Annotated in this window: 20 protein-coding genes, 1 other RNA gene and 1 pseudogene; 18 read left to right on the top strand and 4 right to left on the bottom strand. The window is 27.0% G+C overall.

The genetic code is table 11. The annotated features are described in order from the left end of the window. The first annotated feature begins 47 nt into the window (after positions 1-47). Positions 48-1,139, top strand: coding sequence for an amidohydrolase (locus CCANL266_RS08375; protein ID WP_172233967.1), 1,092 nt, complete (start codon positions 48-50; stop codon positions 1,137-1,139). Here CCANL266_RS08375 and CCANL266_RS08370 read toward each other — a convergent pair. Genes CCANL266_RS08370 through CCANL266_RS08360 form a run of 3 tightly spaced genes read right to left on the bottom strand, consistent with a single transcriptional unit; the run spans position 1,111 to position 3,496 of the window. Next, positions 1,111-1,812 (bottom strand): methyltransferase domain-containing protein, encoded by a 702-nt coding sequence (locus CCANL266_RS08370; protein ID WP_172233965.1) that lies wholly within the window; start codon positions 1,810-1,812, stop codon positions 1,111-1,113. The two genes, CCANL266_RS08375 and CCANL266_RS08370, sit on opposite strands and share 29 nt — an antisense overlap. Further along, positions 1,791-2,390 carry a pimeloyl-ACP methyl esterase BioG family protein gene (locus CCANL266_RS08365; protein ID WP_172233963.1) on the bottom strand — a complete coding sequence of 200 codons (600 nt, stop codon included), beginning with the start codon at positions 2,388-2,390 and terminating at the stop codon, positions 1,791-1,793. Before CCANL266_RS08365 ends, CCANL266_RS08370 begins: the two co-directional genes overlap by 22 nt. Next, on the bottom strand, positions 2,387-3,496 hold the full coding sequence (locus tag CCANL266_RS08360) for an aminotransferase class I/II-fold pyridoxal phosphate-dependent enzyme (RefSeq protein ID WP_172233961.1): 1,110 nt from the start codon (positions 3,494-3,496) through the stop codon (positions 2,387-2,389). Before CCANL266_RS08360 ends, CCANL266_RS08365 begins: the two co-directional genes overlap by 4 nt. Positions 3,497-3,523: 27 nt before the next feature. Between CCANL266_RS08360 and CCANL266_RS08355 the strand changes: the two genes are divergently transcribed. From CCANL266_RS08355 to CCANL266_RS09700, 17 genes and pseudogenes are all read left to right on the top strand, one after another. Further along, positions 3,524-4,810, top strand: a complete 1,287-nt coding sequence (locus CCANL266_RS08355) for an adenosylmethionine--8-amino-7-oxononanoate transaminase (protein WP_172233959.1) — start codon at positions 3,524-3,526, stop codon at positions 4,808-4,810. Further along, on the top strand, positions 4,807-5,811 hold the full coding sequence (gene galE / locus CCANL266_RS08350; RefSeq protein ID WP_172233957.1) for a UDP-glucose 4-epimerase GalE: 1,005 nt from the start codon (positions 4,807-4,809) through the stop codon (positions 5,809-5,811). The genes CCANL266_RS08355 and galE overlap by 4 nt, the downstream gene beginning before the upstream one ends. Before the next feature lie 126 nt (positions 5,812-5,937). After that, positions 5,938-7,299 carry a sodium-dependent transporter gene (locus tag CCANL266_RS08345; protein WP_172233955.1) on the top strand — a complete coding sequence of 454 codons (1,362 nt, stop codon included), beginning with the start codon at positions 5,938-5,940 and terminating at the stop codon, positions 7,297-7,299. A gap of 83 nt (positions 7,300-7,382) precedes the next feature. Further along, on the top strand, positions 7,383-9,473 hold the full coding sequence (locus CCANL266_RS08340; RefSeq protein ID WP_172233954.1) for an FTR1 family iron permease: 2,091 nt from the start codon (positions 7,383-7,385) through the stop codon (positions 9,471-9,473). After that, on the top strand, positions 9,470-10,006 hold the full coding sequence (locus CCANL266_RS08335) for an iron transporter (protein WP_172233953.1): 537 nt from the start codon (positions 9,470-9,472) through the stop codon (positions 10,004-10,006). The genes CCANL266_RS08340 and CCANL266_RS08335 overlap by 4 nt, the downstream gene beginning before the upstream one ends. Before the next feature lie 41 nt (positions 10,007-10,047). After that, on the top strand, positions 10,048-11,454 hold the full coding sequence (locus CCANL266_RS08330) for a Fe-S-containing protein (protein ID WP_172233952.1): 1,407 nt from the start codon (positions 10,048-10,050) through the stop codon (positions 11,452-11,454). A 3-nt stretch (positions 11,455-11,457) separates the two neighbouring features. Continuing rightward, complete coding sequence (locus CCANL266_RS08325) at positions 11,458-12,741, top strand: ABC transporter permease (protein ID WP_172233951.1); 1,284 nt, start codon at positions 11,458-11,460, stop codon at positions 12,739-12,741. Continuing rightward, positions 12,728-13,867 (top strand): ABC transporter permease, encoded by a 1,140-nt coding sequence (locus CCANL266_RS08320; RefSeq protein WP_172233950.1) that lies wholly within the window; start codon positions 12,728-12,730, stop codon positions 13,865-13,867. Before CCANL266_RS08325 ends, CCANL266_RS08320 begins: the two co-directional genes overlap by 14 nt. Then, positions 13,867-14,511 (top strand): ABC transporter ATP-binding protein, encoded by a 645-nt coding sequence (locus CCANL266_RS08315; RefSeq protein ID WP_172233949.1) that lies wholly within the window; start codon positions 13,867-13,869, stop codon positions 14,509-14,511. Before CCANL266_RS08320 ends, CCANL266_RS08315 begins: the two co-directional genes overlap by 1 nt. After that, a complete protein-coding gene (locus tag CCANL266_RS08310) occupies positions 14,504-14,965 on the top strand; it encodes a TlpA family protein disulfide reductase (protein ID WP_172233948.1) in 462 nt (153 codons plus the stop codon). The genes CCANL266_RS08315 and CCANL266_RS08310 overlap by 8 nt, the downstream gene beginning before the upstream one ends. Continuing rightward, a complete protein-coding gene (locus CCANL266_RS08305) occupies positions 14,962-15,429 on the top strand; it encodes a TlpA family protein disulfide reductase (protein WP_172233947.1) in 468 nt (155 codons plus the stop codon). Before CCANL266_RS08310 ends, CCANL266_RS08305 begins: the two co-directional genes overlap by 4 nt. A 42-nt stretch (positions 15,430-15,471) precedes the next feature. Beyond that, complete coding sequence (gene dcd, locus CCANL266_RS08300) at positions 15,472-16,032, top strand: dCTP deaminase (RefSeq protein WP_172233946.1); 561 nt, start codon at positions 15,472-15,474, stop codon at positions 16,030-16,032. 7 nt (positions 16,033-16,039) lie between these two features. After that, positions 16,040-16,741 carry an SIMPL domain-containing protein gene (locus CCANL266_RS08295; RefSeq protein WP_172233944.1) on the top strand — a complete coding sequence of 234 codons (702 nt, stop codon included), beginning with the start codon at positions 16,040-16,042 and terminating at the stop codon, positions 16,739-16,741. Positions 16,742-16,927: 186 nt separating this feature from the next. Next, positions 16,928-18,955: an autotransporter outer membrane beta-barrel domain-containing protein gene (locus CCANL266_RS08290; RefSeq protein WP_172233942.1), complete on the top strand. Its 2,028-nt coding sequence runs from the start codon at positions 16,928-16,930 to the stop codon at positions 18,953-18,955. Between the two features lie 302 nt (positions 18,956-19,257). Further along, positions 19,258-20,502, top strand: a pseudogene (locus CCANL266_RS08285) (McrB family protein); the annotation flags it as partial. Then, a complete protein-coding gene (locus CCANL266_RS09705; protein ID WP_172233938.1) occupies positions 20,492-21,133 on the top strand; it encodes a 5-methylcytosine restriction system specificity protein McrC in 642 nt (213 codons plus the stop codon). The pseudogene CCANL266_RS08285 and the gene CCANL266_RS09705, both read left to right, overlap by 11 nt. A 7-nt stretch (positions 21,134-21,140) precedes the next feature. Next, positions 21,141-21,707, top strand: coding sequence for a 5-methylcytosine restriction system specificity protein McrC (locus tag CCANL266_RS09700; RefSeq protein WP_172233936.1), 567 nt, complete (start codon positions 21,141-21,143; stop codon positions 21,705-21,707). A 659-nt stretch (positions 21,708-22,366) separates the two neighbouring features. On the opposite strand, the gene rnpB is transcribed toward CCANL266_RS09700, so the two are convergent. Then, positions 22,367-22,690, bottom strand: an RNA gene (rnpB, locus tag CCANL266_RS08270) — RNase P RNA component class A. Positions 22,691-22,713: the final 23 nt, after the last annotated feature.

Genomic DNA, 22,713 nt, shown 5'->3' with positions numbered 1-22,713 from the left:
ATGGTAATTTATTTTAGTAATAATTAAAGAAATTTAAAGGAGAAAAAATGCAAGTAATTAAATTTTATGAAGATTTACACAATTTAGCCGAACTTGGCTTTTGTGAATTTAAAACAAGTGCTTATTTAAAAGAAAAATTAAGCAAGGCTGGTTTTTATATACAAGAAGTTGGACAAACAGGCTTTTATGCACAGCTTACAAATAGTGATTATGTTGTAGCTTTAAGGGCTGATATGGATGCTTTAGGACATAATATTGATGATAAAATTTGTGCAATTCATTCTTGTGGGCATGATGCACATAGTGCTATGCTTTTAAACGCAGCCTTAATTGCAAAGCAAAATAATTTAATTAAAAATAAATCTTTTCGCTTTTTATTCCAACCTGCAGAAGAGCTAGGAAAGGGCGCTTTGTTTATGATAGAAAATAAGGCTTTAGATGATGTAAATGAAATTTATGGAATGCACATAAGACCAAAGCAAGAATGCCAAAGTAATCAAGCCATTGCTAGTATGTATTTTGCAGCTAGTTGTGCTATTAAGTTTGATATTACAGGTCTAAGCGCACACGCAGCAAGACCACATCTTGGCATAAACGCTATTGATAGTGCTTGTGCTTTGATAAATGCAGCAAGAATGATTTATGTAGATACTAGCATAGCATCAAGCATTAAAGTTACTCGTTTTGTAGCAAATAACGCAGTAACAAATTCAATTAACGATAAAGCAAGTATTGTATTTGATTTAAGAGCGCAAGATAATAAAACAATGCAAGAGTTAAAAGAAAAATTATTACAAGCTGCAAAAGTGATTACTTTTAATAATTCAACTTATGAATATGAAATTTTAAACGATATTGTAGCAGCACAAATTAATAGCTTATGTGCTAAAGAATGCTACAAAGCTTGTGTAAATATCTTAGGCGAAGAAAATGTGTTTAAAGAAAAAAATATTTTAGGCGGAGAAGATTTTTTCTTTTATCCTGTTAAAAAAGGTATAAAAGCAGGTTTTATGGGGCTTGGTGTAGATTGCACCCCTGGTCTTCATCATCCAAATATGAGCATTAATAAAAATGCACTTAATAATGGTGTAAATATATGGCTTGAGCTTATTAAGAATATTGATTTAAGGAAGGATTAATAATTATAAAAACACATTTATAACTTAGAGTGTTTTTGTATTTTAGTTCATAATCTTTTAGGATTTGCTTATTAAGATTAACTCTTGCAAATCCTGTTACCCCAGTATTTTTAAGATGTCTAAAGCAGTCAATCGCACTTTTAAAACTAAGCTTGTAATCTTTGCAAAAGCAATAAGAATTTGGAAAATATTTTTTTATTATATTTTGTATTTTTTCTACGCTTAAATAATCTAAGCTAATGTTAAAAAAATCTTTTATTTGATATAAATTACCAGTGCAAAATGTACTTAAAAGAATTACACTATCATCATTTGCTAGTTTTTTAATCTTAATTATTGCCTTTTTAAAATCAAGCCATTGCAAACAAGCATTAGAAATTATTAAATCATATTTTTTACAACTTTCATAAGCTAAAAAATCACTGCAAATAAAATTAAACTCGCTATTTAAAAAAAACTCTTCATTATGATTAATATCAAGACAATCAAAAGAATTAAAAGTAATTTTTTCTTTTATTAATTTTGCAAATTCGCCTTGATTTGTGCCTATATCTAAGACATTTTTGTAATGTTTTTTTTCTAAAAAGTTAAAAAGAAGTTCTCTCATATTTTGTTGAATTAAGGCTTCTTTTAAATAAGTATTTTTAGCTTTTAAAAAATTATTTCTTTCCAACTTTTAAAATCCTTAAAACAATAATGATATGAAGAGATTTTTTGCAATTGCTTGTAAAAATCTTCTTTTTCTAGCTTTTTAAAAATATGCTCTTTATCGCTTAAAATTAGTTTATCATAGTTTTTAAGATAGCTTTTTTCTTTACTTAAAGCTAAAATATTTTTTAATTCTTCTTTAAAGTCGTAGTTTAAAAATTCTTTAAATTCTAAATAATTTGCAGCCTTTAAAAACTCATCTAAATTAAAATTTTTTATGCTTAGTTTAAAAATTCTTTCATCAATTGATTTTTGTCCTATTCCTTCTAAAGAGCCATTAATTGCAATTTTTTTTATGAAATTTATATTAAAATTAATCTTAGAAGCTATCATAACGCCCATTGAAAAAGCAAGTAAATAAATGCCTTCATAAACTTTTAAAAAATGTAAAAAATCAGCATTATTATCTGTATAATTATAAATTATCAAAACATCAAATTCATCGTATTTTAAATGCTCAAACATCTTAAACGAACAAGCAAAACCACTAAAAAATAAGATTAAATTTTTATTCTTTTTTTGATTTAAAAAAATACTTTTCATATACTTTTAATCACCTTGCAAAATTTTAATATTTCTTCTTTTGTAAAATTAGCTTTTAAGCTAAATCTTAAAGATGGAATTAAAGTAGTGGGTTTTTTTATAGCTGGTAGATAATAAGAATTTAAAAATAGTTTTTTTGCATAAAAATCAGCTTCTTCGTTTGAGTTTAATCTAAGCATTTTTATATGCAAAGTGCCATCAATTTTGAATTTGCTTTTTAATTCTTCATTTACTAAAAGGCTTAATTCTTTTAAATTTTGTCTTAAATTATCAAAATTCTTTAATTGCTTGAATAAATAAAAAGTCCAAGCAACAATTATTGGGCTAATAGAAGTTGAGTAGATTAAACTTCTTGCAGTATTTATAAAATACTCTTTAAAAATATCAGCACAAAGCATCACAGCACCATTACTTGCTAAAGCTTTTCCAAAGGTTAAAACACAAAAATCAACATCATTTAAATAACTAAGCCCATAGCCATTTTGCCCTAAAACACCAATACTATGAGCTTCATCAATATATAAATATACATTTTTAAATTCTTTTTTTAATTGTATTAATTTATCTATATCTAAAATATCTCCATCCATTGAAAATACGGCTTCGCTAAGTATAAAAATATAATCATATTTATTAGCATTTAAAAATAAAAGTTCTTTTAATTCATCTAAATTTGAATGTTTATATCTTTTAAAATTAGCATTATTTAACATAAGTCCATCAATCATACTTGCGTGAATGTTTTTATCACACAAAAAAAGAGAATTTTTTAACTTGCTTAAAGCACTAATGCAAGAAAGATTTAAACAATACCCGCTATTAAACAATAAAGCTTGTTTTTTGTAAATTAAACTAAGATAATCTTCAAAATCTTTATGCACATAATCTCCTCCACAAAGTAATCTTGAAGCATCAGAGCTTAAATTAAAATATTCATTATTTTTAAAAAAATCTTTTTGCAAAGAGCTTAAATTTAAATAATCATTGCTTGAAAGATTTAGCTTTCTTTCATTGTTAATTATTAAATAATCGCCATCTTTTTTATACTCTTTTAAAGTTCTATAATTTGCTTTTTGTTTTAATTCATCTAATACACTTTTTACCATAAAAATTATTTTATAAAGAATTAGAAAATGGATAAAAATAAAGTAGTTTCACAACTTAGTTTAAAATATCTTTTTAACCCTTGTACTCAAATGAGTGAGCATAAATTCTTAGAACTTTTGCCTATAAAAAGTGCAAAAGGCGTGTATTTGTATGATTTTAATGATAAAGCCTACATTGACTGCATTAGTTCTTGGTGGGTGAATATTTTTGGACATCAAAATGAGTATATTGGTAAAAAGCTAAAAGAGCAAATTGATTGCCTAGAACACATCATTTTAGCAGGTTTTACACATAAGCCAATTGTTGATTTGTCAAAAAGATTATGCGAAATTAATAATAATAATTTCCAAAAATGTTTTTTTGCAGATAATGGCTCAAGTGCCGTTGAAATAGCCTTGAAAATGAGTTTTCATAAAAATTTTTTACAAGGCAAAAAAAAGGAATTATTTTTATCTTTAAGTAATTCTTATCACGGAGAAACAATAGCTGCTTTAAGCATTAGCGATGTTGGAATTTATAAAAATACTTACAAAGATTTATTAATTAAAAATATTTTTACCCCAGTGCCAAGCTTTAATGATAGCGATTTTTCATCGTATTTAAAGGCATTAGAAGATATTTTAAAAAAATATGCAGATAAAATAAGTGCTTTTATTATTGAGCCTTTAATTCAATGTGCAGGTAATATGAATATGTACAAGGTTGAATATTTAAATAAAGCAGTAAGAATGGCAAAAGAATATGATGTTGATATTATTTTTGATGAAATTGCAGTAGGTTTTGCAAGGACTTCAACAATGTTTGCTTATATGCAAAGTGATATTGTGCCTGATTTTTTATGTTTAAGCAAGGCAATTAGCGGCGGATATTTACCGCTTAGTGTTGTTATGCTAAAAGATTGTGTGTATGATGAATTTTATGGAGATTATAAAAGGTCTTTTTTGCATTCTCATTCATATACAGGAAATGCTTTGGCTTGTGCTTGTGCAAATGCGGTGCTTGATATTTTTGAAAATGAAGATGTTATTAATGTAAATAAAATAAAATCCGCTTATATTTTTAAAAGGTGGCAAGAATTTTTAAACTACAAAGAAGTTAAAAATTTAAGGCATTGTGGTATGGTTTTTGCCTTTGATGTAGATTGTAATATAAATAATTTTACAAGCTTAATAAAGCAAAAAGCTTTAGAAAAAGGCTTATTATTAAGACCTTTAGCAAAAACTATTTATTTTATGCCGCCTTACATAATTAATAATGATGAGATTGATTATGTAATAAATAATTTACACTTAATTTTAAAGGAGATTTTATGACATTTTTAATGACTGGCGTTGCTGGGTATATTGGCTCTGTTTGTGCTTATAATTTTATGCAAAGAGGTTATAAGGTTGTTGGGATTGATGATATTAGCACAGGGGCAAAATACGCAGTTGATTATTTAAAACAAAATAGCAATTTTAGTTTTTATGAAGGAGATTTTGCGGATAATAATCTTTTAGAAAAAATAGCAAAAGAAAATAATATTGAATGTATAGTTCATTTTGCAGCAAATACTCAAGTATTTGAAAGCACTCAAAATCCTTTAAAATACTACACAAATAATGTTTGCAAGATGGTAAAATTATTAGAATTTGCTAATTTACATAATATAAATAATTTTATTTTTTCTTCTTCTGCTGCAACTTATGGTAATTTAATTAAAGATGAAATTTTTGAAGATGATATTAAAAATCCTATTAATCCATACGGTAGCACAAAATTAATTGGAGAAATGATGCTAAAAGAATTTAGCGATAGTAAGCAAGATTTTAATTACATAGCTCTTAGATATTTTAATGTAGCAGGAGCATCGCTTCAAGCAAAACTAGGGCAATACAATCCTAGCACCTTGCTAATAAAAATTGCCGCACAAACAGCAAGCAAACAAAGAGAAAAAATGTATTTATACGGAGATACATATAATACCCCTGATGGAAGTTGCATTAGAGATTTTATTCATGTAGATGATTTAGCTAATGCACATTTTTGTGCTTATGAGTATTTAAAAGAAAACAAAAAAAGTGATTATTTTAATGTAGGTTATTCAAAAGGAACTAGCGTTAAAGAGGTGATTAAGATTATGAAAGAAGTAAGCGGGGTTGATTTTAATGTTGAACTAGCAGGCAAAAGAGCAGGAGACCCTGATTGCTTAGTTGCAAATTGCGATAAAATTAAAAAACTTACAAAATGGCAAGCAAAATACGATGATATAAAATTAATTTGCAAGAGTGCTTATGAATGGGAGCTATTTTTAAAGCAAATTAAGGGAATTTGAGTAATTTTTACTCAAATTCTTAATTATTTTTTTCTTGATAACATCAAATTACTCAACATTTAAATAAAAATTTATTTATTTTTATATAATCAAAACTTTTTTAAAAAAATCATCAAAGGATAAATTATGCAAAGACAAACTTGGACTAACAAATTAACTTATATTTTAACCGTTGCTGGAGCTACTATTGGTTTTGGAGCTACTTGGAGATTTCCTTATTTAGTAGGTCAAAATGGTGGTGGTGCTTATGTTTTAGTCTTTGTTATAGCCATGATTTTAATTGGAATTCCTATGATTTTAGTAGAAAATGTAATTGGTAGAAGAGCACACACAAATAGCGTAGATGCTTTTTGTAAAGGAACAAGCTCAAAATATTCGTTTATAGGCTATGCTGGACTTTTAGGTTCTTATGCGATTATGGCTTATTATATGGTGCTTGGTGCTTGGGTTATTTCTTATATTATTTATATTTTTTATGGAATGTTTAGCGATAGCGGCTTGGTTTTAAACTCAAGTTTAAATGCGCAAATTACAAAAGAATTTTATGAAAAAACAATAGAGCATTCTCCTTTAGCAATAGGAATTTTTACCTTTTTATTTGTTGTTATAAATTGGTATATTTTAAGAAAGGGTATTATTGATGGGATTGAAAGATTTGTAAAATATTTAATGCCATTATTATTTTTATGCCTTTTTGCAATGGTTATTAGAAATATTACCCTTGATGGAGCAATGCAAGGCATAGAATTTTATCTTAAACCTAATTTTTCAAAAATAACTCCAGAATTGTTTTTATCGGTTTTAGGGCAAGTGTTTTTTGCACTTTCTTTGGGTTTTGGGGTAATGATAACCTTATCAAGTTATTTAGATAAAAAAGAAAATATGCTAAATACAGCAGTAATTACAGGAGTTATAAATACTTTAATAGCAGTTTTAGCAGGATTTATGATTTTTCCTTCTTTATTTTCTTTTGGCTTGGCTCCTGATTCAGGACCATCATTGGTATTTAAAACCCTTCCTATTGTATTTTCTAAAATGCACTTTGGAGCAATATTTGCAATTATTTTCTTTTTATTATTGCTAATAGCAGCACTTACAACATCTTTACCAATTTATCAAGTAATTATTTCTGTTTTGCAAGAAAAATTTAAAATGAGTAAAAATAAAGCAATCAATTTAGTTTTAGGCGGAATATTTATTTTAGGTAATATACCTTGTATACTAACTTACGGGGTTTTAGATGATGTAAAAATCTTTAATCTTAATATTTTTGACGCATTTGATTTTATTAGTGGAAATATTTTATTTGTACTCACTGCACTTTTTTGTGCAATTTATGTTGGATGGATATTAAAAAAAGATGAAGTTTTAAAAGAAATTTCAAATGATAATAAAATAAAAAGCAAGTTTTTTTTACTTTGGTATGCTTATGTAAAATTTATTGTTCCTATCGTTATTTTAGCGATTTTTATTTACGGTTTAAAGTAAATATTTAAGATTGAAAATAATTTTCATTAACCAAACTGTCTTAAGATTATTCACGCAAAAAAATCATAAAGTGAGTAATCTTAATGAAACAAATATTTCTTATTTTAACCTTAGTATTTTCTTTATTTGCAAGAGATGATGTTGATTATTTTAAAGAAAAAGACATTATTTTTGAAAAATTAGATAAATCAGTAGAGCTTTACAAACAAAATAAGGCTAGCGAGGCAAGACAACTTGCAAGTGAAGCATATTTTCAGCATTTTGAAAATATGGAAGGTCCAATAGGTAGAAACATAGGTCGTAAAGGCTATTTAATGGAGCGTAAATTTACTATTTTGCGTTCATATTACGGCAAGGGTGAAAAGCTTAGTAAAATTGAAGCTTTAATTGATGGATTGAAATTTGATTTAGATGAAGTAACTCCTATTATTCAAAACGGCTTTAAAATTGTAGCTGTTGCAGCAGACCCAAATTACGATAAAGTTAAAGCTGAAGAAAATGCAAGAAAAAATTTATTAAATTCTTGCATTGAAGCACAAATGATGTTTGGTGCAAGCAAAGAAGAAGCAAGTATTCAATGTAAAGAGCAAAACGAGCAAGAATTAGTACAGCTTAAAAAAGAAGAAAACAACGAAGTTGTAAAACCTAAAATGCAAGAAGTTGTTTATGATAGTTTAGATGCCTTACAACAAGCATCTGCTATTGATGATAAATTACAATATATGTACGATTTAATTGATGAAAAATTTAGCGAAGCAATAGCTTTATACAAACAAAACGAGTATGCAAAAGCAGCAGATGAAATAGCTTATGCAAGAACTACACTTTATGTAAATTCTAAACTTGAAATTGCTGTAAATGCTTATAAAAATATAAATATGCGTGTTAAATTAAGACAATTTGGCTCAAGCATTAGAGAAGCTAAATATAGTGAAAAAGAGCTTAGGGAAGAAAGTGATAGGCTATTAGATGAGCTTTTTGATGCTTTAACTCATATTCAAAGTGATTATATAGCAAGTATCGATGCGCCAAATTATGTAGCACAAAGTGATACAAAAGATTACAACAAGGTTGCTGATGAAATAAAAATTGCTCTTAATAATCTTTTAAACACATACGAAGATAGTGCTACAAAAACAAGTATAAATACCTTGCAAGATATATATTTAGATATTTTTGAAGCAAGTGGAATGGAAAATAAAATCGGTGCTATTAATTCAGGCGTGAAGCTTTCAATTGAAGAAAAATTCTCAAAAGGTGTAGCTTTAATTAAAGCAAATGCAAGTGTAGATGAATTAAGACAGAATTTTGATGAGTTAAACGATTTAATTGATTCAATATTACCAAATTTACAAGATGCTTCTTTTTTATTCTTGTTTATATCTGCTTTAACCATTATTTTAAGAGAAGGTTTAGAGGCTTTAATAATTGTAGTTGCAATAATTTCATATATAATTCAAAGTGGTAATAAAGATAGGTTAAATATAGCTTATTCAGCACTTTTAACAGGTATTGTGTTATCTTTTGTAACAGCCTTTGTAGTTTCATATTTTATAAGCAATTCTGGTCAAAGTCGTGAATTAATAGAAGGTGTTACAATGCTTGTAGCGGTAGTATTGTTATTTTATGTTGGCTTTTGGCTACTTAGCAATGCAAGAAATAAACAATATGCAGATAATCTTAAATCTCAAGCAAAACAAGCAATTACAAATGGAAGTGCGAAAACTTTATGGTGGAGCGTATTTTTAGCGGTATTTAGAGAAGGCGCTGAAACTATATTGTTTTATCAAGCTTTATTAATTGATTCAAAAGGAGCAAGTGGATTAAGTGCAGTTCTTGGTGGTCTTGCTTTAGGTATTGTAATTTTAATCATACTTTACTTTTTATTAAAAGCAGGAGCGATTAGAATTCCTATAAAACAATTTTTCTTTATAACATCTTTTATAATATTTTATATGTGCTTTGTTTTTACAGGCAAGGGTATTATGGAGCTTATGGAAGGAAAGGTGATTACTCTTCATCTTATACCTTTTAAATTTGATGCTATAACTTGGCTTGGCTTATACCCGTATTATGAAACACTTATCTTACAGGCAATAATCCTTCTATTAGTATTAATAGGAGTTTTTTATATGCAAACAAAATCAAATTCAAAAAAAGGAGTTAGGCAATGAAAAAGACATTGTTTAGTTTAGTTGCAGGTGCTTTATTAGCAAGTAGTGCTATTGCAGGTGAAGTTGAAATTCCAACAATTGATGGAGCAGAAAGCTACAAATTACACGGAATGGAAATAGCTGCTGTTTATTTACAGCCAATTGAAATGGAGCCAAGAGGTATTGATTTAGCTGCTTCTTTAGCAGATATTCACCTTGAAGCTGACATTCACGCACTTAAAGAAAATCCAAATGGTTTTCCTGAAGGATTTTGGATGCCATATTTAACAATCGGTTATAAATTAACTAATACCGATAATGGTAAAACTAAAGTTGGTAAACTTATGCCAATGGTAGCTGATGATGGCCCACACTATGGTGCAAATATCAAAATGGATACAGGAATTGGTAATTATGAATTAGTATTTGTAATTGATAATCCTGAAAAACAAGGTTTTGGACGCCATGTTGATAAGGAAACAGGTGTTGATAAATGGTTTGATACTTTTAGTGTAAAGTATAAATTCAAATATACAGGTACACCTGATAAATAATAATCTAGCAAGGCTTTTTTGCCTTGCTTTAAGGAAAATTTGTGAGTATTTATTTTGTTCATCTTTTTATTGAAGTTTTTATTTTAAGTTTTTTTTGTGCTTATAGTGCTAAAAATTATAATATTCTTTCTTCGCTTATTGCTAGTGTTTTAGGCTTTGTTTTTGCTTATATTGCATATTTTATTTTTTCTTATGAAAAACAAATTAGATATTTAGAACTTAGCGCAAATTGTATTTTAATTATTGCTTTATTTTTATTTCTTTTTGCAAAAAATAATCTTTTTAAAAGTATTTGTTTATTTTTATTGAGCTTGTCGTTATTTATGAGATATTATTTTAAATCCGATGGATTTTTAATATTTGAATCTTCACTGCTTGATACTTTAGGCGTTATTAATTGTGCATATATTCTATTAGCTTTGTGTATAGCGTTAATATTTTTTGCTTGTTTTTATAATGCTTTTAAATATTTAAAAAATACATTTTTAATAAGATTATTAATAACAATTTTATATATAAATATTGCTTTAAGTTCTGTGTGTTTATTTATGTATAAAAGAGATTTATTAAATTTTTTTGATGAAATATTTTATGATGGAGCGCTTTTAAGCTATATTTCAAAAAGTCATTATTTTTATGAATTTTATCCTTATTTGTTGCTATTGTTAGGGCTTGTATTTTGTGCATTAAGCTTAAAACAAAGGTCAAAACATACAGAAAAATTATGTGAATTTGATATTGAATACAGAAAAGCCATTTATAAAAATCATAAAATAAATGCCTTTTTTTCTTTATATTTTGTTATAGCAATTAGCGCTATTTGTGTGAATTTATTTTATGATTTAGTTGATTCAAAACCAATAACAATTGATGAAGCTAAGGTGATTACACCAAATACTAAAGATTATTTTACTTTTAATTTACAAGAAGTAAGCGATGGCAAATTACACCGTTATGCTTACATAAGTGCAAGTGGTAGGAAAATAAGATTTTTTATAATTAATAAATTTAAAGGTAAGGTTACACCTGTAGCGGTATTTGATTATTGTAATATTTGTGGTGATTTAGGCTATGTGTTAAAAAATGATGAGCTACTTTGTGTTGCTTGCAATGTTAGAATTTTTTTACCTAGTGTTGGAAAAAATGGTGGATGCAACCCACAACCTTTAGAATATGAGATTGATGAAGAAAATAATTTATTTAAAATAAAAATTAGAAATATAAAAAATGGAGAAAATTATTTTAGTGAAATCGTTGAAGTAAAGGTAATTGACCCAGTTAGCAAAAAAGAATTTTTAAATATAGAAGCAAAAAGAACTTATCAATATAATGGAATAAATTATTATTTTGAAAGCGATGAGAGCTTTAATGAGTTTAAGAAAAATCCTGATAAATATGTAGAACAAGACGCAAAAGCTCCATATTTAATTCAGTACTTACAAGGTTAAAAAATGTTTATAAATATAGTAAAAAATTCAATTTTAGGCAACAAAACTCAAAAGATTTTAAGTTTTAGCACGATATTTTTAGCAACTTTATTGTTATCTTGTATGCTAAATATTACTTTAGGCGTTGGTAACGAGCTTGGAAAAGAGTTAAGAAATTATGGTGCAAATATAGTAGTTTTACCGCAAGGTACGTCTTTAAATATTGAAGTAGGCGATAAATCAATTAAGCCTTTTGCAAATAAAACTTATTTAGAATTAAAGGATTTGTATAAGATTAAAGAAATCTTTTGGAGAAATAATATAGCAGCTTTTGCACCTTTTAAAGAAGAAAATGCTTTATTTTCATCAAGAGAAATTGCACTTTTAGGAACATATTTTGATAAAAATATTCCTATTGATGGAGAAAGTGATTATCGTACAGGTTTTATTAATTTATATCCTGTTTGGCAGATTGATGGCAGGTGGGTTGATGATTTAAGCAAAGATTATGAAGTAAATATGAGTAAAGAGCTAGCTAGTAGTCTTAATTTAAAATTAAATGATGAATTTAGTGTTTTAATAAATAATGAAAATATAAAATTAAAATTAGTTGGTATTATTAAAAATGCTAGCGAGTATCAAAATAAAATTTTAATTAATATTGATAATTTAAATAAGATTTTAAAACAAGATGGAAATTATGAAAGAGCGCAAGTTAGTGCTCTTACTATCCCTGAAAGCGATTTATCACAAAGAGCAAGAAAGGACAAAGATAGTCTAAATTCTCTTGAGTACGATAAATGGTATTGTACCGCTTATGTTAGCTCAATTGCCTTTCAAATAGAAGAAAATTATGCAGGTGCAAGTGCTAAGGCATTAAGCAAGGTAGCTGATGCTGAAAGTTCAATCGTTAAAAAAATTCAAAGTTTAATGAGTTTAATTTTTATAATATGCTTAGTGGTAGCTAGTGTTGCTATGGCTTCTTTAATAAATTCTGATGTGTTTAGAAGACAAAAGGAAATAGGACTTTTAAAAGCATTAGGCGCTAATAATTTTCAAATATATTTAATCTTTGCAATTGATTGCTTGATTGTAAGTTTAATTGCAAGTGTTTTTGGAAGTACTTTTGGCTTTTTCTTAAGCGATTTAATTGCTTTAAAAATATTTTTGCATACTATTAATTATAACTTTATTATTTATCCTATTTGTATGTTAATAGCAGCAATTATATCATTACTTGGTGCTTTACTTGCTACAAAAAATTATGCAAATATGCAAATAGTTGAGGTGCTTTATGGTAGAAAATAATTTCTTTTTCAATATGATAAAACAAAGCTTGTTTTTTTCAAAAAAAAGGCTATTTATAATATTTTTAGCTATTTTTATTGGTGCTGCTACAGCTAATTCTTTTTTAAATGTGTATTTTGATATTGATAATAAAATGAGCAAAGAAATTAAAGCTTATGGTGCTAATATGAGCTTATTTTCAGTAAATAAAGACTACTTAACAAACGATGAAGTAAATAATATTAAAAGTAAATTAGATAAAAAGAAATTAGTAGCCTTTAATAAAAATTTATTTTTTAGTGCAAGTTATTCAAGTAGACAACTTTTGATTAATGCGGTAGAATTTGATAATTTTAAAAGTGTAAATAAATTTTTACAAGTTATAAAAGGTTCTTTAAATCCAAGTGATTACAAAGCAGATAACGTAATTTATTTAGGAGTTGATTTAGCCGCTACCTTAGATAAAGGTGTAGATAGTAAAATTACCTTAACCTACACAAATAATTCTCAAATTATTGAAAAAAGTTTTTATGTAAAAGGCATTTTTAGCAGCGGTGATGAAAACGATGCTATGGCTTTTATTCCACTTAATTCAGCACAAGAATTTACAAACATAAAAGATGCAATATCTTATGTAAATATAATTTATGATGATGATTTTACCTCTCTTGAAGAGCTTTCAAAAAAGCTTAGTACGGACGATATTTCATTGTCTGTTATAAAAAGTGTTAGTGTTAAAGAAGGTGCTATTTTAGAAAAAATTAAAGGACTTATGTTTTTAATTTCTCTTGTAATTTTAATTATTAGTTCAACTAGTGTAAATACAACACTTGGCTCAATAATCTTTGCAAGAAAAAAAGAAATAGCCTTACACATAGCACTAGGAGCTAGTAAAAAAGATATTATTAAGCTATTTTCTTGTGAAGTTTTTGTAATAGCTTTACTTTCAAGTCTTTTAGGTTGTGTTGGTGGTTATGTTTTAGCACAGATTTTAGGAAAAATCATTTTTAATTCTAGCATTGATTTTAGATTTTTTTCATTTTTTGCTGCAATTTTTATATCTTTATTTTTTGCAGCATTAGCGTCTTATTTACCAATAAAACGCACATTGCAAGTAGATATTATAGATAATTTAAGAGGTGAGTGATGATAAAGGTTTGTAATTTATATAAAAGTTTTGATAAGGCAAATGTTTTAAAAGATATTAATTTTTCTTTAGAAAAAGGTAAGTGGCTAAGCATAGTTGGCAAAAGCGGTAGTGGAAAAACAACCTTGCTTAACATTCTTTCAATGCTAGATAATGCAAGTAGCGGAGAGTATTATTTAGACGGAGTAAATGTGCTTAATCTAAGTCAGCACGATAAACAAATAATCCGCCGTGAAAAGATTGGTTTAATATTTCAACAATTTCACTTAATCCCATATTTAAGTGTGTTAGAAAATGTAATGTTAGCTCAATATTATCACTCAAGCACTGATAAAGATGATGCAATTAGTATTTTAGATAAGGTTGGCTTAAAAGATAGATTAAACCACTTACCAAGTGAATTAAGCGGTGGTCAGCAGCAAAGGCTTTGTATTGCAAGGTCGTTAATAAACAACCCACAATTATTATTAGCAGATGAGCCAACAGGGAATTTAGATGAAGAAAATGGAAATATAGTTTTAGAGATATTTAAGCGTTTAAGAAACGAAGGCAAAACTATAGTTTTAATTACTCACAATCCTGATTTAGCACAAAATGCCGATAAAATAATTACAATAAAAGATGGTGTTTTAAGCAATGAATAAAATATTTTTATTATTTTTCTTACTTTTTTTTGCAGCTTGTAATGATGAAAAATTAGAACTTAATCAAAAAGCACCAAATTTAAAAGCCTTTAATACACAAAATCAAAAAGTAAATTTAAGATTTAATGGAATTGAGCTTGTGGAATTTTGGCAAAATGGTTGTGCTGCTTGTCTTAAAGTAATGGCTTCATTAGATGAATTTGCTAAGAAAAATAATATTTTAATTTATTCAATAAATTCGGTTGATAAATTAGAATTAATTAAAGAATATGAAAAAACTCACAATTATTCAAGTATGATTTTTTTACAAGATAGTTTAGATATTACTTGGCAAAGATATGAAATTTTTGCCTTACCAACTTTATTTATAATAAAAGATGGTATTGTAAAAGAAAAAATCTTAGGCGATAGAGGATTTAATTATATTCAAGAAAGAATAAAGGCTTATTTATGAAAAAAATATTTTTAATTTTTGTTTTGCTTTTTTGCGCTTGTAGCGAAGAAAAAATGAGTGCTTTAAATTCTAAAGAATTAATAATGATAAAATTTGATGCAAAACAAAAGGCTATTAAAGGAATTAATGAAGCTTTTATGTTGTTTTTTTATACACAAGATTGCGGGGTTTGTAACGAACAAATACCTATTTTAAATGAACTAAACAAAGAAAATAAAATTAAATTAATAGCAGTCTTAGGCGGAGCAAGAGATTATTTAGATGCTAAAAAAAAGCTAAAAGGTGTAGAATTTGCAACTATTTATGACCCAAATGATGTTGAGTATTTAAGCTCTATTGTTGGTGGCATTTATGGAGTTCCTGCTATGTTTATTTACGATAAAGAAGGAAAGCTAAAAAAAAGATTTTTATCGCTTACCCCAAAATCAGTTTTATTAAAAGAGATTAATTTATTGAATTCTTGATTTTTTTTACTACAATAAAGCAAAAGTAAAGAAAGGAAAAAAATGGGATTAAAAAGCGATAATTGGATAAAAAAAATGGCACAAGAACATAAGATGATTGAGCCTTTTTGCGAAAAAAACATAGGCAAAAATGTTGTAAGTTATGGGCTTAGCTCTTATGGATATGATATTCGTGTTGGCAATGAATTTAAAATTTTTACAAATGTAAATAATACAATAGTAGACCCAAAAGAATTTGATTCAAAAAATGTTGTTGATTTTGTAGGCGATGTATGTATTGTTCCTGCAAATTCTTTTGCTTTAGCAAGAACGATTGAATATTTTAGAATGCCAAAAGATGTTTTAGCTATTTGTTTAGGTAAAAGCACTTACGCAAGATGCGGAATTATTGTAAATGTAACTCCATTTGAACCAGGTTTTTGTGGTCACATAACTATTGAAATCAGCAACACAACCCCACTTCCAGCAAAAATTTATGCTAATGAAGGTATTGCACAGGTATTGTTTTTGCAAGGAGATGAGCCTTGTAGCGTTGCTTATGATGATAAAAACGGTAAATATCAAAACCAAACAGGAATAACACTACCAAGAATTTTAAAATAGGAATTTTATGAAAACAAATAATATCCTTATGGCTTTAGCCATAGTTTTGGCGAGTTTGATTTTAGCTTTTGGATTTAACAAGGCTTTAAGTGATTTTAAAACTCTTGAAAGAAGTGTAAGTGTAAAGGGTTTAAGCCAAAAAGAAGTTAAAGCAGATACTTTGATACTTCCTATAAAATTCACAAGGTCAAACAACAATCTTACAAATTTATACGAAGAACTAGAACAAGATAAAGAAAATATCATCAAATTTTTAAAAGAACAAGGCATAAAAGAAGATGAGATTAGCTACAATTCGCCAAATATCATAGACCGTTTAAGCAATCCTTATGGCAACGACACTCAAGCTACATACCGATACATAGGCACTGCGAATTTACTCATTTACACGCAAAATGTAAAGCTTGGAAAAAGCATACTAGAAAAGATTTCAAGTCTTGCAAAATTTGGCATAGTAACAAAAATAGATGATTACGACATAGAATACCTTTACACCAAGCTAAATGATATAAAACCTCAAATGATAGAAGAAGCAACGCTCAATGCTAGAAATGCAGCGATAAAATTCGCACAAGATTCAAACAGTCATCTAGGCAAGATAAAAAAGGCTTCTCAAGGGCAATTTAGCATCAGCAATAGAGATAAAAATACCCCTTATATAAAAACCATAAGAGTGGTTTCTACCATAGAATATTATTTACAAGACTAAAGTTTTTACAAGCAAATAGCTAGTTATGATAAAACTGTTATCTAAATTGATTACTTTATATACAGATATTTGCTAAAAAACTAAAAGAATTAATATTAACTTAATGTTATTTTTATAATAAATTAAGTAACTTTTTATATGAAAAAAGTGCTAAAATATTTTTGAATTTTACAAAAGGAGTTTAGTATGAAAAAATATTTTCTTTCATCATTGTGTGCTATTGCACTTTGTAATGCAAATGTTTTTGCTAGTGAAAACATACAGAATTTAAAAGATTTTCTTACACAAAAACAAGAATTACAAAAGCAAATTAGTGATTTATCAAGTAAAAAATTAAATATCGTAGAAAATTATGAAAAAGCAAATTTATTTTATAAAAATGCTATTAAAAATAAACAAAATATAAATAATGAGTATGAAAAGTTACAACATAATATTTCTTCTTTAGAATATAAATTAAAAGAACTTAATAGTAAAAATCAAAATTTTGATATGACAATTAAGGCTTTAACTAAAAAAAATCAAGACTTACAAAATACAATAAAAGCTAACGAATCTTCAATATCAGCATTTACAAAAGCAAAAGATGAAAATTTAAAGGCATATGAAAATGCCAAAAAAGAATATGAAACAGCAGTAAGAGAGCTTGAACCTTATTATAAGCAAAAAAATGATTGTATAGATAAATATAACAATATTTTAAATGAACTTGATAAAAATTTAGAAGATGTTAAAAAAACTGAATTAACTAAGCAAAAAGATGAATTGCAAAAGCAAATAAAAGAGCTTAATATTCAATATCAATTAAAGCGTGAAGATATTAAAACTAAAGAAAAGATACAAGATGAAGCTTTGCAATTTTATCAAAATGGAATTAGTGCTATAAATAAATTAATGGATGAAAATAAGAGCTTTGAAAATGACATTAGTGCTAATAAAAAAAATATTGATGATGCAGAATTTTGGAAAAAAATTTTACAAGAGCAACTAACATCAACCGACGCAAATAACGAAAAGCTTAAAAAAGAACTACAAGCAAAAGAACTAGAATTAAAAGACGCTCAAAGCAAGATAGAGCAAGCAAAATTAGAATTAGATAACAAAAGCCAAAACATAGACGCACTAAACAAAGAAATTGAACAAAAAAAAGATGAAATCGCAACTATCTTAGATAAAATAAAAAACGAAACCAAAGAAGGCTTAGCTAAAAAAGAAGAAATTAAGAACTCTTTAGGAGAATTTTATAACGACAATTCAAAAGCCGCAACAGAGCTAATTACATTAGTAGCAAGCTCAAGCAATCTTAGCGAAGAAGATAAAGCTCAGGCAAAAAACCTAGCTAACAAAATAGCAACAGAAAGCTTACAAGCAAAAATAGATGATATTAGTAAAAACGCTACAAGCTCAATTAATGTGCAACTTAATAATATGAATAAGCGTTTAGGTGAAGTTAGAGCAATGGGCGCTCAAACTGGTGTATGGCTAAGAACTTATGGAGGTAGATACAGCGGAAATAACAATCATTTTAATTATTACTCAACCCAAATTGGTATAGATAAAAAAAGCGATTTATCAAACGCAGAACTTTTAAGCGGAGCATTAATTGGCTTTGATAAGATTAATTCACTTACTGATACAAAGGCTTATAGCATAGGAGCTTATTTTAGCTATATTAACAATGATGGATATTTTGCTGATACGGTATTAAAATACTTAAACACATCTTATTCACAAAAAGAACATAGTTTTAAAAAGCAAAATTCTTTCTTGCTTTCTATGGAAGCTGGATATAGATTTGATATTTTTACAAGCTCTTACATTGAGCCTAGTTTAGAATTTATTACAGGCTATGTTGGCAAATATGAAGATAAGTATAAAGGCACAATAATAAGTGTTAATAAATATGTACCATTTGTTGTAAAACCACAAGTTTATTATGGGCTTAATTTAGATAGCTTTATTTTTAGAGCAGGGCTTGGAGCGGTTGTTAATTTGCATAATAACAAGGCTAATTTACATATTGGAGATTTAATTGCAGGAATTAGTGCTAATTCAAGCATAAAACTTTCAAAAAACAATCACGGCTTTGCAAGTATTCAAACAGCTTATAGCTTTAATGAAAACTTAAGATTAAACCTAGGTCTTGAAAGAAGCTTTGGCACATCATTTAAACAAGATTACGAACTAAACGCTACATTACGCTACACATTTTAATTTATAAACCTATGTTATTTTTTAGCATAGGTTTTTTTGTTTTATAACACACTTAATTATTAAAAACTTAAAATAAATATTATTTTTTAATAAAATTTTAAATAAGTTTAATTTTAAAATATATACAAATATACAAGTGTTGCAAAAACAAGATTACAAAGGTTTTGCTTTTCATAAACAGTTTAAAGCGATAATTATGCTACCTTTGATAATTAGATGGTGTGTTTAATAAAAATAATGATAAATTTGTATTTTTAATTAACTATATGAATAATTTTCAAGAAGATGATTATTTAATAATAAATAAAAATAAAAGAGAGGTAAATATGGATTATCCACTAAATCAGATTTTATATGGAGCGCCTGGGGTTGGAAAGACTTACAATACAATAAATATAGCTTTAGAGATTTTGGGCGAAGATTTTTCTAATTACTCAGATAAAACTTTAAAAAGAAAGGCTATGCAAGAAAGATTTAAAGACTATGTAAAAAACGGACAAATTGTATTTACCACCTTTCATCAAAGTTACGGATATGAAGAATTTGTAGAAGGAATTAGACCTGATATTAATAAAGATGAAATGAAATATGTTGTATCTAAAGGTATTTTTAAGAGTTTGTGTGAAAATGCTAAGGGTAATATGGAGTTAATTAATAATTTTGATATTTTAATAGAAAGATTAAAAGAAAAATCATCAATAGATTTAGCCGACCCTGAAAAATATTTTAATATTCCAAATACAAAATATTATATTCAGTTTAGAGATGGTGTAACTTTTAGAATTAAATTTGATGGAATGAGTGATAAATATAAAGATTATCCAGTTAATATAGAATCAATAAGAGAAATATATAAAAATCCAAAATTAGGTATTTATAATTCTGCTTACGCTAAAATAATCATAGAATATTTAAAAACTCAAGGCTTAAAAGAATATACTGAAAATCCAATAAAAAAGCCATATATAATCATCATTGACGAGATAAATCGTGGAAATATTAGTAAGATTTTTGGAGAGCTTATCACGCTTATTGAGCCTAGTAAAAGGCTAGGAAATACTGAAGAGTTAGAAGTAATATTACCATATAGCAAAGAGCGTTTTTCGGTGCCAAATAATGTCTATATAATAGGCACTATGAATACAGCAGATAGAAGTATCACTACACTTGATACAGCGCTTAGGCGTAGGTTTGAGTTTAAAAAGATTAAGCCTGCAAGTTTTCTTTTAAGTTCTGATTGTGATGGGGTAAATCTTCAAGAATTGCTAAATAAAATAAATGAAAGAATTGAGTGCCTAATAGGCGATGAAAAGCTTATCGGACATTCGTATTTTATGGATATAAACAGCATTGATGAGCTTAAAACTGTGTTTAAAAATAAGATTTTACCACTTTTAGAAGAGTATTTTTATAATGATTATTCGCAGATAAAATTGGTGCTTAATGATAACGGCATGATAAAAACTAAAAATATTTTAAATACAGATACACTTTATTTAAGCGATGATTTTAGCGAAGTGGATTTTAAGAAAATCTATGAAGATTGAAGTTTGCGAGCATGAAATTATAAGCCTACGTGATAACGACGAGTTTTTAGACGAGCTTATAAGCTTTGCTGAAAACAACCCAGAGTTTTTAAGAATAGTCGGTAAAAATAAGCTAAAAACAAGGAATTTCGTAGGGCTTATAAAAACAAAAAGTGGGGTTTTGGAAATCTATCCTAAGGTTTCAAAATCAAGCGATGAGATAATGCCCAGCATAGATTTAAGCAAGGCTTATGAGTTAAAAGATGAGATGTTTAAGGAGTGTAAAGCAAGAGAGTTAAATCCTAAAAAGCTACTTTTAGAACTTTTAAGAACTTTACAAGAAAGTCCATTTAAAAAATCACTTAAAGCAACGCTAAAAGATGAAAAAATGCCACTTTTTGAAGTTTTTATTGAGATGTTTTTAGAAGAACTTTTCGTACTTTTAAATAAAGGGCTTATGAGTGATTATATAAAAGTATCAAACAATAAAGCATTTTTAAAAGGAAAATTGATTTTTAGCGAACATTTAAGGCAAAATTTAGCTCATAAAGAGCGATTTTTTACTGAAAATGATGAATACATTATAGATAATGCGACAAATCAAACCATAAAAACCACGCTTTTTCATTTAAAAAAACTAAGTCAAAAATAAAAATATTTTGAAATATTTAAGCTTTTTTGATGAGATAAGTTTAATTAGCATTAAAAAATGCGAATTTAGTGTAAAAAATAAGCATTATAGTTATTATAAAAATATACTTTTATGGTGTAAGTTATTTCTAAACGGCTTTAGTTTTACGCCATTTGCAGGAGATAATCACTCTTATGCTTTGCTTTTTGATATGAATAGACTTTTTGAAGATTTTGTAGCTTTTATGCTTAAAAAACAAAATCCAAATATAAGCATACATACTCAAGTATCAAACAGATATTTGATAAAAGATGAGAGAAAAGATTATTTTTTAATGCGACCTGATATTTTGATTAAGCTTAAGGATAAAACGATTATTGCTGATACAAAGTATAAAATTATAAATGATTTAAGTGATATTAGCCAAGCTGATTTATATCAAGTATTTGCTTATGCAACAAAGTTTAAAGCTAGTGAAGTGTGGCTTATATATCCACTTTTAAACGATGTTTTGCAAGGAAAAACTTTAGAATATAAGCCAGAAAATTTTGAAAATAAAATAAAGCTAAAGCTGCTTTTTGCTCCTTTGCTTTAAATTTAAGCTTTATTTAAGTTCTTGGGGGGGGTATTAGAAAAACAAGAAAGTGGTAAATATGAATGCTACAAATATTAATCGTAAAGCAAACTAAGCTAATGTTAATAAAGGCACTTCAAACATAAATACAACTCATTCAAAAGTTAATGCCAACACAATAAAAATAATTTATAAATATTACTTTTATTTAAATTTATGAAGTTTTTTATTTTAAATTCTTTTTAATTCAAAGATTTTAAAATAGGAATTTGACAATTAAACAAAAACTTATAAGGATAAAAATGGGACTAATATTATAAAAACTATTCGTAACCTAGCTTTGTATGGTTGTTATTTGAGTTTAGTTTTTATAAAAATATTTTTCAAAATATTTATAATATACTTTATAAAATCTCATCAAATAGACTTTAAAGCCCTTTTAAAATATGTTAAAATTTTATATAATTTTTTTGTTAAAATGCAAACATTATGAGTAGGTTAAATCTACTTTTAATCATTTTAATAGCCCGTATAAGCCTTTGTATTCACTTATTAATATAGTTTTTGCTTGAAATATTTTTTATGCAATAAGTAAATAATAAAATTTTTATAATGGATTTTAATGTATATTTTTTTATTTACTAAAAATAAGCCTTAATTGTATTTAATGTAAAATTATTGTAAAAAGTATGGCTGTAAGCCGGATTCTGTATTTGATAATCATTTATCTACTCGTTTTTTCACAAAAACGCTCTAGCGAAGGGCTAAAAACATAAGACTAAAACCACCCCTTCTTGCTGCAGGTTGGGTTTATAAGCTGCTAGGCTTTTTCATCACCGTAGCACTGGTAAGCTCTTACCTCACCTTTTCACCTTAACTTATAAAAGTTGTTTATTTTCTGTTACACTTTCCCTTAGATTGCTCTAGCCATCTGTTAGATGGAACCTTGTCTTATTGCAGCCCGGACTTTCCTCTTTTGTTAAAGCGATTATCTGCCATACTCATTTTAATTTTAGCTAAAATAAAA

The organism is Campylobacter canadensis (genome assembly GCF_013177655.1).
Taxonomy (GTDB): Bacteria; Campylobacterota; Campylobacteria; order Campylobacterales; family Campylobacteraceae; genus Campylobacter_E; species Campylobacter_E canadensis.
This window is presented reverse-complemented; position numbering and strand designations above follow the sequence as displayed.

Coding starts and splice junctions, on each gene's coding strand:
- CCANL266_RS08375 (WP_172233967.1), top strand. CDS start 48: ATGCAAGTAATTAAATTTTATGAAGATTTACACAATTTAGCCGAACTT.
- CCANL266_RS08365 (WP_172233963.1), bottom strand. CDS start 2,390: ATGAAAAGTATTTTTTTAAATCAAAAAAAGAATAAAAATTTAATCTTA.
- CCANL266_RS08360 (WP_172233961.1), bottom strand. CDS start 3,496: ATGGTAAAAAGTGTATTAGATGAATTAAAACAAAAAGCAAATTATAGA.
- CCANL266_RS08355 (WP_172233959.1), top strand. CDS start 3,524: ATGGATAAAAATAAAGTAGTTTCACAACTTAGTTTAAAATATCTTTTT.
- galE (WP_172233957.1), top strand. CDS start 4,807: ATGACATTTTTAATGACTGGCGTTGCTGGGTATATTGGCTCTGTTTGT.
- CCANL266_RS08345 (WP_172233955.1), top strand. CDS start 5,938: ATGCAAAGACAAACTTGGACTAACAAATTAACTTATATTTTAACCGTT.
- CCANL266_RS08340 (WP_172233954.1), top strand. CDS start 7,383: ATGAAACAAATATTTCTTATTTTAACCTTAGTATTTTCTTTATTTGCA.
- CCANL266_RS08335 (WP_172233953.1), top strand. CDS start 9,470: ATGAAAAAGACATTGTTTAGTTTAGTTGCAGGTGCTTTATTAGCAAGT.
- CCANL266_RS08325 (WP_172233951.1), top strand. CDS start 11,458: ATGTTTATAAATATAGTAAAAAATTCAATTTTAGGCAACAAAACTCAA.
- CCANL266_RS08320 (WP_172233950.1), top strand. CDS start 12,728: ATGGTAGAAAATAATTTCTTTTTCAATATGATAAAACAAAGCTTGTTT.
- CCANL266_RS08315 (WP_172233949.1), top strand. CDS start 13,867: ATGATAAAGGTTTGTAATTTATATAAAAGTTTTGATAAGGCAAATGTT.
- CCANL266_RS08310 (WP_172233948.1), top strand. CDS start 14,504: ATGAATAAAATATTTTTATTATTTTTCTTACTTTTTTTTGCAGCTTGT.
- CCANL266_RS08305 (WP_172233947.1), top strand. CDS start 14,962: ATGAAAAAAATATTTTTAATTTTTGTTTTGCTTTTTTGCGCTTGTAGC.
- dcd (WP_172233946.1), top strand. CDS start 15,472: ATGGGATTAAAAAGCGATAATTGGATAAAAAAAATGGCACAAGAACAT.
- CCANL266_RS08295 (WP_172233944.1), top strand. CDS start 16,040: ATGAAAACAAATAATATCCTTATGGCTTTAGCCATAGTTTTGGCGAGT.
- CCANL266_RS08290 (WP_172233942.1), top strand. CDS start 16,928: ATGAAAAAATATTTTCTTTCATCATTGTGTGCTATTGCACTTTGTAAT.
- CCANL266_RS09705 (WP_172233938.1), top strand. CDS start 20,492: ATGAAGATTGAAGTTTGCGAGCATGAAATTATAAGCCTACGTGATAAC.